Annotated in this window: 17 protein-coding genes and 1 pseudogene; 9 read left to right on the forward strand and 9 right to left on the reverse strand. The window is 70.5% G+C overall.

Annotated features, from left to right (window positions below; all coding sequences use genetic code 11):
- Positions 1-153: 153 nt before the first annotated feature.
- Positions 154-402, forward strand: a complete 249-nt coding sequence (locus tag ACWCRB_RS30345; protein WP_450999082.1) for an SCO4226 family nickel-binding protein — start codon at positions 154-156, stop codon at positions 400-402.
- Positions 403-500: 98 nt separating this feature from the next.
- Positions 501-752, forward strand: a complete 252-nt coding sequence (locus ACWCRB_RS30350; protein ID WP_235477180.1) for an SCO4226 family nickel-binding protein — start codon at positions 501-503, stop codon at positions 750-752.
- 72 nt (positions 753-824) lie between these two features.
- Here ACWCRB_RS30350 and ACWCRB_RS30355 read toward each other — a convergent pair whose 3' ends face one another.
- The gene (locus tag ACWCRB_RS30355) at positions 825-1,631 is read right to left on the reverse strand and encodes a calcium-binding protein (protein ID WP_450999083.1); all 807 of its coding nucleotides are present in this window, start codon (positions 1,629-1,631) and stop codon (positions 825-827) included.
- A 162-nt stretch (positions 1,632-1,793) separates the two neighbouring features.
- A complete protein-coding gene (locus ACWCRB_RS30360) occupies positions 1,794-2,555 on the reverse strand; it encodes a phosphoglyceromutase (protein ID WP_235477178.1) in 762 nt (253 codons plus the stop codon).
- A 150-nt stretch (positions 2,556-2,705) separates the two neighbouring features.
- Between ACWCRB_RS30360 and ACWCRB_RS30365 the strand changes: the two genes are divergently transcribed.
- Complete coding sequence (locus ACWCRB_RS30365; RefSeq protein ID WP_450999084.1) at positions 2,706-4,067, forward strand: MDR family MFS transporter; 1,362 nt, start codon at positions 2,706-2,708, stop codon at positions 4,065-4,067.
- Here ACWCRB_RS30365 and ACWCRB_RS30370 read toward each other — a convergent pair.
- A complete protein-coding gene (locus ACWCRB_RS30370; protein ID WP_450999085.1) occupies positions 4,042-4,497 on the reverse strand; it encodes a DUF2000 family protein in 456 nt (151 codons plus the stop codon). The two genes, ACWCRB_RS30365 and ACWCRB_RS30370, sit on opposite strands and share 26 nt — an antisense overlap.
- A gap of 49 nt (positions 4,498-4,546) precedes the next feature.
- Between ACWCRB_RS30370 and ACWCRB_RS30375 the strand changes: the two genes are divergently transcribed.
- Positions 4,547-5,353 (forward strand): AraC family transcriptional regulator, encoded by an 807-nt coding sequence (locus ACWCRB_RS30375; protein ID WP_450999086.1) that lies wholly within the window; start codon positions 4,547-4,549, stop codon positions 5,351-5,353.
- Positions 5,354-5,359: 6 nt separating this feature from the next.
- On the opposite strand, the gene ACWCRB_RS30380 is transcribed toward ACWCRB_RS30375, so the two are convergent.
- On the reverse strand, positions 5,360-5,851 hold the full coding sequence (locus tag ACWCRB_RS30380) for a YbjN domain-containing protein (RefSeq protein ID WP_450999087.1): 492 nt from the start codon (positions 5,849-5,851) through the stop codon (positions 5,360-5,362).
- Positions 5,844-7,148, reverse strand: coding sequence for a D-inositol-3-phosphate glycosyltransferase (gene mshA, locus ACWCRB_RS30385; protein ID WP_450999088.1), 1,305 nt, complete (start codon positions 7,146-7,148; stop codon positions 5,844-5,846). The genes ACWCRB_RS30380 and mshA overlap by 8 nt, the downstream gene beginning before the upstream one ends.
- Positions 7,149-7,325: 177 nt before the next feature.
- On the opposite strand from mshA, the gene ACWCRB_RS30390 reads away from it, so the two are divergent.
- From ACWCRB_RS30390 to ACWCRB_RS30400, 3 genes are all read left to right on the forward strand, one after another.
- Entirely contained in the window at positions 7,326-8,141 is an 816-nt protein-coding gene (locus ACWCRB_RS30390) for a class I SAM-dependent methyltransferase (RefSeq protein WP_450999089.1), read from the forward strand.
- A 221-nt stretch (positions 8,142-8,362) separates the two neighbouring features.
- On the forward strand, positions 8,363-9,439 hold the full coding sequence (locus ACWCRB_RS30395) for an NlpC/P60 family protein (protein WP_450999090.1): 1,077 nt from the start codon (positions 8,363-8,365) through the stop codon (positions 9,437-9,439).
- A gap of 324 nt (positions 9,440-9,763) precedes the next feature.
- Positions 9,764-11,209 carry a PP2C family protein-serine/threonine phosphatase gene (locus ACWCRB_RS30400; RefSeq protein ID WP_450999091.1) on the forward strand — a complete coding sequence of 482 codons (1,446 nt, stop codon included), beginning with the start codon at positions 9,764-9,766 and terminating at the stop codon, positions 11,207-11,209.
- Between the two features lie 34 nt (positions 11,210-11,243).
- Here ACWCRB_RS30400 and ACWCRB_RS30405 read toward each other — a convergent pair whose 3' ends face one another.
- The 3 genes from ACWCRB_RS30405 to ACWCRB_RS30415 form a co-directional block, all read right to left on the reverse strand.
- Positions 11,244-11,582 (reverse strand): DUF2516 family protein, encoded by a 339-nt coding sequence (locus tag ACWCRB_RS30405; RefSeq protein WP_450999092.1) that lies wholly within the window; start codon positions 11,580-11,582, stop codon positions 11,244-11,246.
- 147 nt (positions 11,583-11,729) lie between these two features.
- Positions 11,730-12,413 carry a hypothetical protein gene (locus ACWCRB_RS30410; RefSeq protein WP_450999093.1) on the reverse strand — a complete coding sequence of 228 codons (684 nt, stop codon included), beginning with the start codon at positions 12,411-12,413 and terminating at the stop codon, positions 11,730-11,732.
- A 128-nt stretch (positions 12,414-12,541) separates the two neighbouring features.
- Positions 12,542-13,054, reverse strand: coding sequence for a helix-turn-helix domain-containing protein (locus tag ACWCRB_RS30415; RefSeq protein ID WP_450999094.1), 513 nt, complete (start codon positions 13,052-13,054; stop codon positions 12,542-12,544).
- Between the two features lie 168 nt (positions 13,055-13,222).
- On the opposite strand from ACWCRB_RS30415, the pseudogene ACWCRB_RS30420 reads away from it, so the two are divergent.
- Positions 13,223-13,686, forward strand: a pseudogene (locus tag ACWCRB_RS30420) (NUDIX domain-containing protein).
- Positions 13,687-13,882: 196 nt separating this feature from the next.
- The gene (locus ACWCRB_RS30425; protein ID WP_450999095.1) at positions 13,883-14,578 is read left to right on the forward strand and encodes an alpha/beta fold hydrolase; all 696 of its coding nucleotides are present in this window, start codon (positions 13,883-13,885) and stop codon (positions 14,576-14,578) included.
- Between the two features lie 40 nt (positions 14,579-14,618).
- Here ACWCRB_RS30425 and gap read toward each other — a convergent pair whose 3' ends face one another.
- Entirely contained in the window at positions 14,619-15,617 is a 999-nt protein-coding gene (gap, locus tag ACWCRB_RS30430; protein ID WP_450999096.1) for a type I glyceraldehyde-3-phosphate dehydrogenase, read from the reverse strand.
- Between the last annotated feature and the right edge of the window lie 69 nt (positions 15,618-15,686).

Here is a 15,686-nt window from a genome sequence, read left to right on the forward strand (position 1 = left end):
CCGCGACGAGCGACGCGGTGCCGCCGGGGGCTGCGCACGGGGTCGCCGGGGCGGGCGTGCGGGCAGAGGATGGAAGGCAGGCGGTACCCCGTCCGCAAGAAGCTCGCAGATCGGATCAGATCTGATCAGATCAGGGATAGGAGGTGCGACGCCATGCCCCGGTTCATGGACGTCCACCACGACATGAAGGGCATCACGGCCGACCAGCTGCGTGAGGCCCACAACGCCGACCTCGCCATAGAGAAGGACGAGGCGGTCCACTTCGAGAAGGCCTGGGCGGACCCCGCCTCCGGCACGGTCTACTGCCTCTCGGAGGCCCCCTCCGCGGAAGCGGTCCAGCGCATCCACGAGCGCGCCGGTCACCTCGCCGACGAGATCCATCCGGTGCCGCTGACGGTGTGAACGTGTCCGTCGCCCCGCCGACGCACCGCCGGGTGCCCGTGTGCCCGTACAGGCGCACCATGGAAGGAGGGGGACGGAGATGAAGGAGGTGCGAGCCCATGACCCAGTTCATGGACGTCCACCACGGGGCGAAGGGCATCACGGCCGAACAGCTGCAGCAGGGCCACGACGCCGCCGTCGCCATCCAGAAGGAAGAGGGCGTGCGCTTCGAGCGGGCCTGGGCGGACCCGGAGGCGGGAGTCGTCTACTGCCTCACCGAGGCCTCCTCGGCCGACGCGGTCCAACGTGCCCACATCCACGCGGGCAGTGACGCGCCCGATGAGATCCACGCGGTCCCGCTGAGCGTCTGAACCCCTTGCCCACGACGGCCCCCTGCCCGGCGGTGTCGCGGGGCAGGGGGCCGTCGTCTCAGCGGTCCGGGCCTACTTCACATCGACGTAGTCGGTCCAGCCGGCCGCGGGCAGGGTGAGGCTCGTGCCCGCGAAGGTGTAGCGGTACGCGCCGTCCGCCGTCGCCTTCACGGTGGCCTTGGCCCAGCCGTTCCGGTCGGTCTTGATCTTCTTCAGCGTGACGAAGGCGCCGCTCGTGCCCTTGCGGTACTGGAGCAGTACCTGGTGCCCGATGAGGGGCACGTTCTTGTTCGTCTCCCAGCTGGCGACGGTCATCTGGGCCTTGACCGTGAGGTTCTTGCCCTTCGTCACCGGCTCGGGGGTGGCGTCGGTCTGGGTCATGTAGGTCGTGCGCTTGATGCGGGCGAAGGAGGTGAGGTCGTAGAGGCCGTCCCCGCGGGTGACGTTTCCGTCACCGTCCACAGCCGTGAAGCTCAAGTACCAGAGACCGGCGAGGGCGTTGCTGCGGAGGTTGACCTTCGGGTCGGCGGTCAGGAGGGCCTCGCACCAGGAAGTGATCTCGTTGATCTCGTGGCAGGTGGCGGACGCGGTGATGACCGCATCGGGCTTCTCCGGGTCGTCTCCGCGCCGCAGCTCGACCGACACGCTCTTGATGCCGGACGGGTCGGTGACCGTCGCGGAGATCGGGATCAGTCTCCTCTTCGCGGCCTCGACGCCGACGGTGTAGTCCTGCCAGTCGTGGTTGACGTCGATGTTCGAGAACTTCGATGCCGAGTCGTCCTGGTCGGCCCCGGCTGCCGGGACGGCGAGAGCGGTGACGGCCAGAGCGGCGCTGAGGGCAGCGGCGGTAGCTGTGGCGACGGTGGCGCGTATGCGCATGGCGTGGTTTCCCCTGTTAGGTGAATCGGGTGGTGCCTTCACCTGCGTGAGACTGACGGGGCGGGTGGGGGGTTGTGCAGTCTCGCCGACCGACCGGGCCCGGGCCACGAAAATGCCCCCGATCCGCGCCGTGTGCGCAGGTCGGGGGCACGGTCGTGCGACCTACTTTTTCTTGCCCTGGTTCTTGACCGCCTCGATCGCCGCCGCGGCCGCGTCCGGGTCGAGGTAGGTGCCGCCCGGCTTCACCGGCTTGAAGTCGGCGTCCAGTTCGTAGGCGAGCGGGATGCCCGTCGGGATGTTCAGGCCCGAGATCGCCTCGTCGGAGATGCCGTCCAGGTGCTTGACGAGGCCGCGGAGGCTGTTGCCGTGGGCCGCGACCAGGACCGTGCGGCCCGCCAGGAGGTCCGGGACGATGCCGTCGTACCAGTACGGGAGCATGCGGACGACGACGTCCTTCAGGCACTCCGTGCGCGGGCGCAGCTCCGGCGGGATCGTCGCGTAGCGCGGGTCGTCGGACTGGGAGAACTCCGTGCCGTCCTCGAGGGGCGGGGGCGGGGTGTCGTACGAGCGGCGCCAGAGCATGAACTGCTCCTCGCCGAACTCGGCGAGCGTCTGGGCCTTGTCCTTGCCCTGGAGGGCGCCGTAGTGGCGCTCGTTCAGGCGCCAGCTGCGGTGTACGGGGATCCAGTGGCGGTCCGCGGACTCCAGGGCCAGCTGGGCCGTGCGGATCGCGCGCCTCTGGAGGGAGGTGTGGAGCACGTCGGGGAGCAGGCCGGCGTCCTTGAGCAGCTCACCGCCGCGGACCGCCTCCTTCTCGCCCTTGTCGGTGAGGTTGACGTCCACCCAGCCGGTGAACAGGTTCTTCGCGTTCCATTCGCTCTCGCCGTGGCGGAGGAGGATCAGCTTGTACGGTGCGTCGGCCATGCCCCGAGCGTAATAGAACGTCCTGATCCGTTGCTCGGCCGCCCGGCAACCGGACAGTTGACGGGATCTGTTAATTGAGTGGCTCCCCCGAGAGACCTCCTCGTAAGTTGTCATCGCCATCTGTGCTGCTTACGTTCGTGGGGGATCCCTGTGTCACTCGCCGCCCTGAAACGCGCCGCCCGAGAGTCCGTCTCCGGGTTGCCCCGCGAGTTCTGGTGGCTGTGGACCAGCACCCTCGTCAACCGGCTCGGGGCCTTCGTCGCCACGTTCATGGCGATCTATCTGACCCTCGACGGCGGGTACTCCGCCTCGTACACCGGTCTCGTCGTCGCCCTCCACGGGCTCGGTGGGGTGGTGTCGTCGATCGGCGGCGGTGTCATGACCGACCGGCTCGGGCGTCGGCCCACGCTCCTCATCGCCCAGTCGTCCACCGCCTTCTCCGTCGCCCTGCTCGGCTTCGTGCACGACCCCGTCGCCATCGCGGCCGTGGCCTTCCTGGTGGGCATGGCCAGCAACGCCTCGCGGCCGGCTGTGCAGGCGATGATGGCCGACATCGTGCGGCCCGAGGACCGAGTCCGCGCCTTCTCCTTGAACTACTGGGCCATCAACCTCGGCTTCGCCGTCTCCTCCGCCGGGGCCGGCTTCATCGTCGAGGTGAGTTACGTCGCCGGGTTCCTCGTCGAGGCCGGTATGACGCTGGCCTGCGCGATCGTCGTCTTCCTCAAGCTGCCCGAGTCACGGCCGACGCGGGCCACGAAGGCCGAGCAGGCGGAGGAGGCCTCCGTGGGGCTCGGGACCGTGCTGCGCGACGGGCGCTTCATGAGCGTCGTCGGGCTGGCGTTCCTCGTCGCGCTCATCTTCCAGCAGGGCCTGGTCGGGCTGCCGATCGCGATGGGCGAGGCCGGGTTCACCCCGGCGGACTTCGGAATGGTCGTCGCCGTCAACGGCGTACTCGTGGTCGTGCTGCAGATCCCCGTCACCCGGTTCATCGAACACCGGGACGCCCGCCGCCTGCTGCTCGCCTCGTCCCTCCTCGCCGGGTACGGGTTCGGGCTCACCGCCTTCGCCGGGTCGGTCGGCGTCTTCATCCTCACCGTGTGCGTCTGGACGCTGGCCGAGATCGTCAACGCGCCCACCCAGACCGGGCTGGTCGTCCGCCTGTCCCCACTGCACGGACGCGGCCGCTACCAGGGCATGTACACGATGGCCTGGTCGGTCGCCGGCCTCATCGCCCCGCTGATGTCCGGCTTCGTCATCGACCACCTCGGCGCGGAGTGGCTGTGGGGGCTGTGCGCGGTCGTGGGGACGGTGGCGGGGGTGGGGTATTGGGGGCTGATGGGGAGGGTTCCGGAGGAGGACGTGGTGGAGGACGCGGTGGAGGAACCGGCGCAGGACGCGGGCGAGGAGCCCGCGCCCGTCGGCCCGGTCCCCGCAGCCGCCGCCGAAACCGTCACGCCCGTCGGACCGACCCCCGCCGCCGACCCCGTCACGGGTGCATCCGCGACCCCTTGATCACCTTGTCCACCGCGTTCTTAGGCCCGTACACCGCGAGCCCCACCAGATCCAGCTCCCCGGTCCGTACGGCCCGTACCGCCGCCCGGTTGTCGTGGTCGTTGCCGGTGGTGAAGAGGTCGCCGGTGAACACCGCGCGTGGGAGGGAACGGGACAGCACGCGCGCGTGGGCGGCGGTCAGTGTCTCCTTCGTGGCCTCGAAGACCAGGACCGGCTGGCGGAACATCGGGAGGTAGCGCACTCCCTCTCCGTCCTCGTACGGCTCGCCGATCACCTCTGGGACCGTCGTCCCCAGGCCGCTGACCAGGAACGCCGTCACGTTCAGGCGCTGCCAGGGCTCCAGGTCCTCGCGCAGCAGGACGGCGATCTTCGTGTCGAAGCGGATCGGAGCGGGGGTGGGGGCGGTGCCCGTGGGGGTCTCTGTGCTCATGCTTCGAGACTGCCGAGCCCCGTACGACCCCGTCTTGTACGTTCTTTGCATGGCCACCCGGCAGGAAGTCTCCGCCTGGCGCCCGGCCGTGACGGGCGTCGTCGAGGTCTTCCACGCCCACTTCACCGAGTACGCGTACCCGATGCACGTACACGACACCTGGACGCTGCTCATCGTCGACGACGGCGCCGTACGGTACGACCTCGACCGGCACGAGCGCGGTACCCCGCACGACACCGTGACCCTGTTGCCGCCGCATGTGCCGCACAACGGGTCGGCAGCCACCCCGGACGGGTTCCGCAAGCGGGTGCTGTATCTCGACTCCACGCACCTCGGCGACGAGTTCATCGGGGCCGCCGTCGACCGGCCCGATCTGCGTGATCCCCTGCTGCGGCTGCGCGTCGGGCAGTTGCACGGGGCGCTCGTGCGGGTCGGGGAGGAGTTCGAGGCCGAGAGCAGGCTGGCGCTCGTCTCCGAGCGGCTGCGGGCGCGGTTGCGGGAGACCGACGTACCCCGTGCGCCACGCGCCGATCCGCAGCTCGCCCGGCGGTTGCGCGAGCTGCTCGACGAGCGGCTCGTCGACGGGATCGCGCTCGACGAGGCCGCGCGGCTCGTGCATGCCCATCCCGCGCATCTCGTACGGGCGTTCAGTGCGGCCTTCGGGATGCCGCCGCATCAGTACCTGACCGCGCGGCGGGTCGAGCGCGCCCGGCGGCTGCTGCTCGACGGGCAGGCTCCCGGCGAGGTCGCCGCCGCCACCGGGTTCTACGACCAGGCCCATCTCACGCGGCACTTCAAGAAGTTGGTGGGTGTGCCGCCCGGGCGCTATCGGCTCAGCGGCGGAGTCGGTCCGTAGGCGGAGTCAGTCCGTCGGGCGCCGGGTCAGGTGGGCGAAGGCGTCCAGGTTGCGGGTCGACTCGCCCCGGGACACCCGCCAGGCGTACTCCTTGCGGATCGCCGACGCGAAACCCAGCTCCAGCAGGGTGTTGAAGCCGCCGTCCGCCGCCTCCAGGACCGAGCCGAGCAGACGGTCGATCTCCTCCGGGGTGATCGCCGAGAGAGGGAGCTTGGAGGTGACGTAGACGTCGCCCAGGCGGTCCACCGCGTAACTCACGCCGTACAGCTTGAGGTTGCGTTCCAGGAGCCAGCGGTGGACGCCCGACTCGTTCTCGTCGGGGTGGCGGATCACGAACGCGTTCAGGGAGAGCGAGTGCTTGCCGACCAGGAGCGAGACCGTCGTCGAGAGTTTGCGGGTGCCCGGGAGTTTGACCACGTAGTTGCCGGTCGCCGGGCTCTCCCAGTCCAGGTCCGCCTCGGTGAGGACCTGTTCGATGATCGACGCCGCATCAGCCATGCAGCGAGCGTACGCGACGCCTGTGGGCCTGCATCGCGGCCGTGTAGACGTCCGCCGTGGCCGCCGCCGAGGCGTCCCAGCCGAAACGTTTCGCGTGCCGGGCCGCCGTCTCGCCCATCCGGGCCGACAGGGTCTCGTCGTCGGCGAAATCACGCAGCACGCGCGCGTAGGCGGCCGGATCGTGGCCTTGTACGAGGAATCCCGTACGTCCTTCCGCCACCGCCACCGGGAGGCCGCCCACCGCTGCCGCCAGGACCGGTGTGCCCGCCGCCTGCGCCTCTATCGCCACCAGGCCGAACGATTCGCTGTAGGACGGCATGACCAGGACGGACGCCGCCCGGAACCAGTCCGCGAGCTGCTCCTGGCCGACCGGCGGGCGGAAGCGTACGACGTCCGCGATGCCCAGGCGGGCGGCGAGTTTCTGCAGGCCCTCCGGCTTGGCCAGGCCGCTGCCGCTCGGGCCGCCCACGACGGGGACGACCATCCGGGAGCGCAGCTCGGGGCGCTCGTCCAGGAGGACGGCGACCGCGCGGAGCAGCACGTCGGGGGCCTTCAGGGGCTGTATGCGGCCCGCGAAGAGGGGGATCAGGGCGTCCTGCGGGAGGCCGAGGCGGGCGCGGGCTGCGGCGCGGCCGTCGGCCGGGGAGAAGCGGTCGAGGTTGACGCCCGGGTGGACGACGGCGACCTTGCGGGGGTCGGCGTCGTAGTGGCGGACGAGTTCGTCGGCCTCTTCGGCGGTGTTGGCGACGAGCCGGTCGGCGGCGGCCACGATCTGCATCTCGCCGATGACGCGGGCGGCGGGTTCGGGGTTGTCGCCGTCGGCCAGGGCGGCGTTCTTGACCTTGGCCATGGTGTGCATGGCGTGCACCAGGGGGGTGCCCCAGCGCTGCGCGGCGAGCCAGCCGACGTGGCCGGAGAGCCAGTAGTGGGAGTGGACCAGGTCGTAGTAGCCGGGGCGGTTGCCGGCCCAGGCCTGCATGACGCCATGGGTGAAGGCGCACAGCTGGGCCGGGAGGTCCTCCTTGGCGAGGCCCTCGTAGGGGCCCGCGTCGACGTGCCGGACGAGGACGCCGGGGGCCAGCTCGACGGCCGGGGGGAGGATGCCCGTGGTGGCCCGGGTGAAGATCTCGACCTCGATGTTGATCGCGGCGAGGCGCTGCGCCAGCTCGACGATGTAGACGTTCATCCCGCCGGCGTCACCGGTGCCGGGCTGGTGGAGGGGGGAGGTGTGCACGGAGAGCATGGCTACGCGACGGGGCCTGCGACGGCGGCCCAGCCTGCCCATGTACTGGCTCACGTGGCGTTCCTCCTCCAGCCTCGTTTCCTGCCGTTCTGCGCGGATCGCTCTTCACAGAGGTCCGGCAGAGGCCCGAAGGCACAACGCTGGGAGAACGCAACCCATTTCCTCTTTGCCCAATCATTACCTTTTACCGCTCAACCGTTCGATACCGGGCCGCCCCTTACCCTCGTATCCATGGCTGCCCGCGCATCGACGACCCGACCCGTGGGATCAGTCACGCGCGGGACGACCAACCCCAACCGCCTGCGCCGGATGGACCGCTGGATCGCGGCCACCCACGGCGCCGCCCTGCGCCGCGCGCCCTCCCCCGTCGCGGTCGATCTCGGGTACGGCGCCGCGCCCTGGACGGCCGTCGAGCTGCTGGCGCGACTGCGTACGGTGGCGCCACGCGCGCGCGTGGTGGGCGTCGAGATCGAACCGGCCAGGGTCGCGGCGGCGAAACCGTACGAGCGCGAGGGGCTCGTCTTCCGGCACGGCGGCTTCGAGATCCCGGTCCCGGAGCGGCCGGCGCTGATCCGCGCGGCGAACGTGCTGCGGCAGTACGAGGAGGGCGAGGTCGCCGGGGTGTGGGCGCGGCTGTGCGCCCGGCTCGCGCCGGCCACCGACGACGTTCCCGGGGGCGGGCTGCTCGTCGAGGGGACGTGCGACGAGATCGGGCGGCGGCACGTGTGGGTCGCCCTCGGGCCGGAAGGGCCGCGCACGGTCACCTTCGCGGCCCGGCTCGGCTCCCTGGACCGCCCCTCCGACCTCGCCGAGCGCCTCCCGAAGGCCCTCATCCACCGCAACGTCCCCGGCGAACCGGTGCACGCCTTCCTGCGCGACTTCGACCGCGCGTGGGCGGCGGCGGCGCCCTACGCCTCGTACGGGGCACGCCAGCGCTGGATCCGGGCGGTGCACGACCTGACGGGCGACTGGCCCGTGGTGGACGGGCCGACGCGGTGGCGGCAGGGGGAAGTGACCGTGGGGTGGGGGGCGTTGGCGCCGCTCTAGGTGCTTTTAGGCGTATTTGATTACTTCCCCGGCGCCTCAAATTGCTCACGAATCACGGGCAACGATCTCCGTACCTCGTTCGTCACACATGCGGGGGCCAAGGGAGGGGCAGGCACCTCGCAGGAGGCCTGTTTCTTTTCGCGGTGACATGTCACCATCCCCAGGCGTCCGTAAGTTACTGACGGTTAATCAAGTGGGCGAAAGGTTCGGGGGTACGGGGAATGGGAGCCGGCAAGCGGATTTGGGGCGCGGCAGCCGTGGGACTGGTCTGCGCGGTCACCGTCCTCGGCGGAGCGGGCACCGCGTTCGCGGCTCCGGAACCGACCCCGTCGCCCACGACGACCCCGAGCGTGACGCTGCCGCCGAACAAGGACCTGGAAGCCGTACACAAGCGGCTGGAGAAGCTCTACCACGACGCCGCGGTCGCCACGGACGCGTACAACGCGGCGGAGGAGGAGACCGAGCGCCAGTCCACCGAGATCGTCGAACTGGCCCGGGAGATCGTCAAGGGGCAGGAGCGGCTGGCCGAGTTGAAGGACCGCGCGGGTGCCGCCGCCCGCGCCCAGTACCGCTCCGGAGGCCTGACGCCGGAGGCGCGGCTGTGGCTCAGCGACGATCCGCAGGCCTGGCTGGAGGGTGTCAGCCGGGTCCGGCAGGGCCAGAAGGCGACCACGGGCCTGATCGCCGAAATGACCCGCACCCAGCAGGACTTGGAGCAGTACGCGCAGGACGCCTCGGCCCAGTGGACGAAGCTGGAGGCCAGCCGGAAGGCCAAGGCCGCCGCCCAGAAGACGATCAAGGAGCAGATTGCGGCGGCCGAGAAGCTGGAGTCCGAGCTGGAGAAGGAGGAGAAGGAACGCCTCGCGGAGCTGGAGCGCGAGGCCGCCTACAAGGCGCAGACGTCCTGGCTCGGCTCCGGCATCCTCGACGAGATCAGCGGCAAGGCGACCGCGCAGGGCCAGAAGGCCGTGGAGTTCGCGACGGCACAAATTGGCAAGCCGTACGAGTGGGGCGCCGAGGGCCCGGGCACGTTCGACTGCTCGGGCTTGACCCAGTCGGCCTGGGCGTCGGCCGGGATCGGCATCCCGCGCACCTCGCAGCAGCAGTGGGCGCAGCTTCCCCACGTCGACGTCGAGGACATGCGCCCCGGCGATCTGATCATCTACTTCGACGACGCCAGCCACATCGCGATGTACGTGGGCGACGGCGCGATGGTGCACGCCCCGCGCCCGGGGCGGACGGTGACGATCGCGGGGGCGGGGTCGATGCCGATACTCGGGGTGGTCCGGCCCAACTGAGCCCGCGAATCGTCACGTACGGCACATTTCCGCCGTATGTCACATTCCGTACGGCGCATTCCGCACTGTGCGTGACCCGTCCCACGTGACCCACCGCACCCACCGGCCTCTCCCAACCCTCCCGTGGACGTGACATTCGTCATCCCCGGAGAGGCAACCCCGTGCCCAAGTGCGTTACGGAACACGGCATATGACACCGGTGCCACCCCACCGACGCTCCGCCCCACCATTCCGTTCCTGCCCCGTCAACCGCTATGGTCCCGGTCGGTGGATCGAGACCCCTCGCCCATCGTGCCCTCGGGGGGAGGGAAGGAACCCACGACGATGCCCGTACCCGTACCGCGGCAGAGAGCGATCCCGGCCGTCGAGAACGGTCAGGCGCAGGCTCCGGCCGTGCCCGGAGGGACGCCCTCCGCAGGCACTCCCGGCGCTCCCGGCGGCCCCGGTGGCCCTTCCGGCGAAGTGGCTCCGCGCAAGCCGACGACACCCGGCCCGGACGCCGCCAACGCCACCGGGATCACCGCCGGGACCGCCACCGGCACGCAGCTGACGCTGCTGCTGATCCAGGACGACCCGGGCGGCTCGCCCGTCGTGCCCGAGCTGCTCGACGCCACGGGCAAGCCGATCCGCATCCGTACGGCCCGCAACCTCACCGAGGCCGAGCGGCTGCTCACGGACGACGTCCACTGCATCCTGCTGGACCTCGCGCTGCCCGCGCCCCCGACGCCCCCGAACACCGACGACGGCAACGACGACGAGCTGGCGGTGCTCAAGCACGTACTGCGGCTCGCGCCCCGGCACGCCGTCCTCGCGCTCACCGCCTCCGGCGACGCCGAACGCGGTGCGGAGGCCGTGCGCGTCGGCGCCCAGGACTATCTCTTCCGCGACGAGCTGGACGGTCGGCTGCTGAGCCGCGCGATCCGCTACGCGGTGGAGAGGAAACGTTCCGACAAGGCCGAACGCCGGCTCACCGAGTCCCGGCTGCGGGCCCAGGAGAACGCCCGCCTCGAACGCGGTCTGCTTCCCACCCCGCTCCTCGACGGCTCCTCGCTGCGCTTCGCCGCCCGCTACCGCCCCGGCCGCTCCCGCGCGCTGCTCGGCGGCGACTTCTACGACACGGTCCGTACGCCCGACGGCACGGTCCACGCGATGATCGGCGACGTGTGCGGGCACGGCCCGGACGAGGCGGCGCTCGGTGTGGAGCTGCGGATCGCGTGGCGCGCGCTGACATTGGCGGGCCTGTGCGGCGACGCGCTGCTGGGCACGCTCCAGCAGGTCCTGGAGCACGAACGCGAGAACGACGAGATCTTCGCGACGCTCTGCACGGTCGACATCGCGCCGGACGGCCGCAGCGCGGGCCTGTGCCTGGCCGGCCACCCCGCTCCGCTGCTGGTGCGCCCGGCGCCCGTGCCCTCGGGGTCTTCTGGGTCTGCGGGGGCCTCGGAATCCGCTGTGGCGGAACTGCTGCCGTTCGACAACAACGGCCCGGCGCTGGGCCTGCTGCCGGGGGCGCGCTGGCCCCGTACGCAGGTGCAGTTGGGGGCCGAGTGGACGCTGATGCTCTACACGGACGGCCTGATAGAGGGCCATGTCGGCGAGGGCCGGGAACGGCTCGGCCAGGACGGCATGGTGGCGATGATCCGCCGCCAGCTGGCCCAGGGCCTGCGCGGCGAGAAGCTGCTGCGGGCGGCCGTGAGCGAGGTGCGCAGACTGAACGGCGGGGAGCTGACGGACGACCTGGCGGTACTGCTGCTGGACCGCGTGGCGTAGCCCTCGGGCTTCAGCGGCCGCCGTTGTTCGGGCTTCAGCGACCGCCGTTGTAGGGGCCGTACGGGCCGTCGCTGCTGGAGCCGCCGCCCCTGCGGCTGCGGCCACCGCCCGGGAGACCGCGCAGGGCCGGTCGTACGTCGACCATGTACACGATCGTCGCGACCAGGCCGATGATCGGCAGGAACGACAGGATGTTGAAGATCAGGTTCACAACGAAAGCGAGCGCGAGGACGATCAGCCAGAACGGCTTGGTCTTCTTGTCCGCCGCCCGGTAGGCGTCCTCGCGGCGCACCGCGGCGTCGATCAGCGCGAAGCCGCTGAAAAGGATCAGGGCCATGCTCAACAGCCACATGAACCCTGCGAACCCCTGCATCAGCACAACGTCCACCACCAAGTTCGTCAGTTCGTATCTGCGGTCACCGTACCCGTATCCGCAAACCCGCTACCCGGAGAACGGGCCGGGCACGCATGGAGTGCCCGACCCGTCCCCGTACACGCGGTTTCACCCGCTCGGCTCTGCCTACTTGGCGGGCGGAGTCGTCTTCTTGGCGGCCGGCTTGCGGGCCGGGGCCTTCTTGGCGGCGGTCTTCTTCGCCGGGGCGGGCGCGGCCTTGGCCTCGACGGGGGCGGGCGTCGTCTCCGCGGTCGCCGTCTTGACCTCGGCCGACTCGGCCTTCGGCTCGGACTTCGGCTCGACGGCGACGGCCAGTTCCTCGATCTCCTCGGCGGCCTCGCCGCGCCAGGTCTTCACGGCCTGCTCGCCGTGCTCGGCGACCTTCTCGTACGTCTCGCGCGCCTTCACGGCGTACTCGGCGGCGACGCCGACACCGCGCAGGGCGAGGTCCGAGGCGCTCTCGCCGAGCTTCTTCAGGTCGGCGTCGATGGTCGAGCCGAGCTTCTTCAGGTCGCCGTCCAGCGTGCCGATGAACTCGCCGACCTTGGTCTGGATGGTCTCCTGCGCCTCCTTGGCACGGAGGGCGGCCTTCTCCTGCGCCTCCTTGGCGCGGGCGGCGGCCTTCTCCTGGACCGCCTTCGGGTCGGTGCCGCGTACGGCCTCGATCCGGGCCGGTGCCTCGGTACGCAGCTGCTCGACCAGACCGGGGACCTTCTTGGCCTGCTGAAGGGCGAGGTCGGCGGTGCCGGCGGCGAAGTAGAACGGGGTGGGGTCGCTGAAGGTCTTGCGCAGGTCGTCGGTGATGGCCATGGTGATGGTCCTCCCGGGTTGCTTCGGGCTGAGGGTTTTGGGTTGCGGCGAACGTCGGGCCGGTCTCACGTGCGTCAACTGCGTCCGCGTCAAACGCATCTGCGTCGACTTCATCTGCATCAACTGCATCAACTGGCCGTCTGTTGCGGGTCGGCGTCGCTGCCGGTGCCTATGTGTTCGTCTGGATCCGCTGTGTCCGCTGTATCTACTGCATCCGCGTCGGCGTCGGCGTCCGGAACGTCCGGCACAGGGACGTCCATCGAGGCCGGCGCGCTGTCCGGATCGGCGATCTCGAACCCGTTCTCCTTGCGGAAGGACTCGTAGATCTGCAGCAGCACCTGCTTCTGCCGTTCGTTGAGGGTGGGATCGGCGAGGATGACGGCACGCGTCTCCACATCGACCCGGTCACGCTCGGCGTCGAGGATGCCGGCGCGGACGTACAGCGTCTCGGCGGAGATCCGCAGCGCCTTGGCGACCTGCTGCAACACCTCCGCGCTCGGCTTGCGCAGCCCGCGCTCGATCTGGCTCAGATACGGATTGGACACCCCGGCGGCATCGGCGAGCTGCCTGAGCGACAGCTGCGCGGTGCGCCGCTGTTCACGCAGATACTCACCAAGATTGCCGACGTTGAGCGATGCCATGCGTCCAGCTTGCCGCACCGTTGCTAACTATTGCAAGCAGGCGCTTGCAATAGTGCGCTACGCCACTGCGGCTGGGCGCTCCGGCCGGCATGGGCGGCGTTGTCAGTGGGTCCTGCCAGGGTGTGCGTCGTGGACGAACTGGTGGAGCGTGTCGACGATCAGGATCGTGTGCTGGGGGTGGTGGTCAGCCGTCGGCAGGCCGTCCGGGAGGGTTGGCTGCACCGGGTCGCCGTGACGGTGTGTCGTGATGAGCGTGGGCGGATCCTCGTTCACCGGCGGTCGGAGCAGTTGTCACGCTTCCCCGGGCTCTACGAGGTCGTGGTCGGTGGCGCCGTGGAGGTCGGCGAGTCTACGAACAGGCCTCCGCGCGGGAGCTGGCCGAAGAGCTGGGCATCCGTGTGCTGCCGCGCCTGCTGTTCACGTTCCTCAACCGGCGCGGGTCGAGCCCTCACTGGCTCGGCGTGCACGAAGCCGTGATGCCGGACGCCGTGACCGCCGATCCCGATGAGGTCGCCTGGCACGGCCGGCTGACCGAGCCGGAGCTGCGGTCGGCCCTGCTGGAGTGGCCCTTCACCCCCGACAGCCACGAAGCCTTCAGCCGGTATCTCGCGTTCCGGACCGCGCGGTCCTGACCAAGCGCGCCTCGCGGGCCGGGACGCCTGCTTAACGCCTGCTTGTGGCCAACGCGCCTTGTGCGAGCGGCTGTTCGTGCCGTGGCCGCCAACCTCACCCGGCCACCGACGTGACGCTCGGCTCCTGTCGGCTGGGCTCGTCGCTCCGCTACTACCAGCCGGGCTCGTCCGGTTCTGCCTGGCCTACGATGACGCGGTGAAGTTCGTGATGGTGCCAGGGGGTTGGCAGGGCGGGTGGGTGTTCGACTCGGTGGCCGCCGAGTTGCGCCGGGACGGGCATCACGTCGAGGCGGTGACCCTGTCGGGGCTGGAGTTGGACGGCCCGGTCGATGTGGACCGTCCGCCGAACCTTGGCACCCACATCGACCAGGTGGCCGAGATCGTCGACCGCAGCGACGGAACCCCCCTCGCGCTGTGCGGGCACAGCTACGGCGGGATGGTGATCGCCGGTGTCGCGGATCGGCTCGGCGACCGCCTCGATCAGCTCGTCTTCATCGACGCCTATGTCCCGGACGACGGGGATTCGTGCTGGTCCCTGACCAGCGACAGCTTCCGGGAGTCGTTCATCGCGGGCGTCCGCGCCGACGGTCGATGGGTCGCGGTGCCTGAGGGGCTCGACCCTCGCGCGCGACCGCATCCCATGCCGAGCTTCGTCCAGTCGATCAGGCTGGGAGGCAACCCCGGCCCCGCCCTCGGCCGGACGTACATCAGTGGGGACGCGTGGGCAGGCAGCCCCTTCGTGACTGACCGAACGGCTGCGCGACGACTCGGGCTGGCGGGTTCACGAGATTCCCGTCGGTCACAACATCGCCCGCCGCGACCCGTACAGCCTCGCGGCCGTTCTCGGCGCGCTGCCGCCCGGCTGACAGCCCTGGCCGACCCGACCGGCTGACCAGAGCACTCGACGGAAGTACGGAAGTGTCGGCGTCCCGTCAGCCGGTGGCGAGGAGTTCGAGCGTGTCGATCACGCGGTTCGAGAAGCCCCACTCGTTGTCGTACCAGGCGACCACCTTGACGTGGCGGCCCTCGACGCGGGTGAGGGCCGAGTCGAAGATCGACGAGGCCGGGTTCCCCACGATGTCCGACGACACCAGCGGGTCCTCCGAGTATTCGAGGACGCCTGCCAGCGGGCCCTCCGCCGCCGTGCGGTAGGCCGTCAGTACGTCGTCGCGGGTCACGTCACGGGCGACGGTCGTGTTGAGCTCGACGATCGAGCCCACCGGCACCGGTACGCGGATCGAGTCGCCCGACAGCTTGCCGTCGAGGTTCGGCAGCACCAGGCCGATCGCCTTGGCCGCGCCGGTCGTGGTCGGCACGATGTTGACGCCGGCGGCCCGGGCGCGACGGGCGTCGCGGTGCGGACCGTCCTGGAGGTTCTGCTCCTGCGTGTAGGCGTGCACCGTCGTCATGAACCCGTGCTCGATACCGGCGAGGTCGTCGAGCACCTTGGCCAGCGGCGCGAGCGCGTTGGTCGTGCAGGACGCGTTCGAGACGATCGTGTGCACGGCCGGGTCGTACGAGTCGGAGTTGACCCCGAACGCGAGCGTGACGTCGGCGCCGTCCGAGGGCGCGCTGACGAGCACCTTGCGCGCACCCGCGTCGAGGTGGGCTCGGGCGGCCTTGGCCGAGGTGAAGCGGCCGGTGGCCTCCAGGACGATGTCGACTCCGAGTTCGGCCCACGGCAGCTGCGCCGGTTCGCGCTCGGCCAGCACCTTGATCCGGTGGCCGTCGACGACGAGGGTGTCCCCGTCGACGGTCACCGGGCGCCCGAGCCGACCGGCCGTGCTGTCGAAGGCGAGCAGCCGGGCGAGGGTGGTGGGCTCGGTGAGGTCGTTGACGGCGACGATCTCCAGGGCGCTGTCGCGCTCCAGCAGGGCGCGCAGCACATTGCGTCCGATGCGGCCGAATCCGTTGATGGCGATGCGAGTCATGAGTGGTGTCCCTTTCCGTCCAGACCCTTCGCCCCCAGGCTCGCGCGCGGTCGGCGCCGCTGACAGTGG

The organism is Streptomyces sp. NPDC002156 (assembly GCF_053593675.1).

What these genes read in the sequence shown, in the direction of transcription:
- ACWCRB_RS30345 (WP_450999082.1), top strand. Translation starts at nt 154, where the DNA reads ATGCCCCGGTTCATGGACGTCCACCACGACATGAAGGGCATCACGGCC.
- ACWCRB_RS30350 (WP_235477180.1), top strand. Translation starts at nt 501, where the DNA reads ATGACCCAGTTCATGGACGTCCACCACGGGGCGAAGGGCATCACGGCC.
- ACWCRB_RS30355 (WP_450999083.1), bottom strand. Translation starts at nt 1,631, where the DNA reads ATGCGCATACGCGCCACCGTCGCCACAGCTACCGCCGCTGCCCTCAGC.
- ACWCRB_RS30360 (WP_235477178.1), bottom strand. Translation starts at nt 2,555, where the DNA reads ATGGCCGACGCACCGTACAAGCTGATCCTCCTCCGCCACGGCGAGAGC.
- ACWCRB_RS30370 (WP_450999085.1), bottom strand. Translation starts at nt 4,497, where the DNA reads ATGAGCACAGAGACCCCCACGGGCACCGCCCCCACCCCCGCTCCGATC.
- ACWCRB_RS30375 (WP_450999086.1), top strand. Translation starts at nt 4,547, where the DNA reads ATGGCCACCCGGCAGGAAGTCTCCGCCTGGCGCCCGGCCGTGACGGGC.
- ACWCRB_RS30380 (WP_450999087.1), bottom strand. Translation starts at nt 5,851, where the DNA reads ATGGCTGATGCGGCGTCGATCATCGAACAGGTCCTCACCGAGGCGGAC.
- ACWCRB_RS30390 (WP_450999089.1), top strand. Translation starts at nt 7,326, where the DNA reads ATGGCTGCCCGCGCATCGACGACCCGACCCGTGGGATCAGTCACGCGC.
- ACWCRB_RS30395 (WP_450999090.1), top strand. Translation starts at nt 8,363, where the DNA reads ATGGGAGCCGGCAAGCGGATTTGGGGCGCGGCAGCCGTGGGACTGGTC.
- ACWCRB_RS30400 (WP_450999091.1), top strand. Translation starts at nt 9,764, where the DNA reads ATGCCCGTACCCGTACCGCGGCAGAGAGCGATCCCGGCCGTCGAGAAC.
- ACWCRB_RS30405 (WP_450999092.1), bottom strand. Translation starts at nt 11,582, where the DNA reads ATGCAGGGGTTCGCAGGGTTCATGTGGCTGTTGAGCATGGCCCTGATC.
- ACWCRB_RS30410 (WP_450999093.1), bottom strand. Translation starts at nt 12,413, where the DNA reads ATGGCCATCACCGACGACCTGCGCAAGACCTTCAGCGACCCCACCCCG.
- ACWCRB_RS30415 (WP_450999094.1), bottom strand. Translation starts at nt 13,054, where the DNA reads ATGGCATCGCTCAACGTCGGCAATCTTGGTGAGTATCTGCGTGAACAG.
- gap (WP_450999096.1), bottom strand. Translation starts at nt 15,617, where the DNA reads ATGACTCGCATCGCCATCAACGGATTCGGCCGCATCGGACGCAATGTG.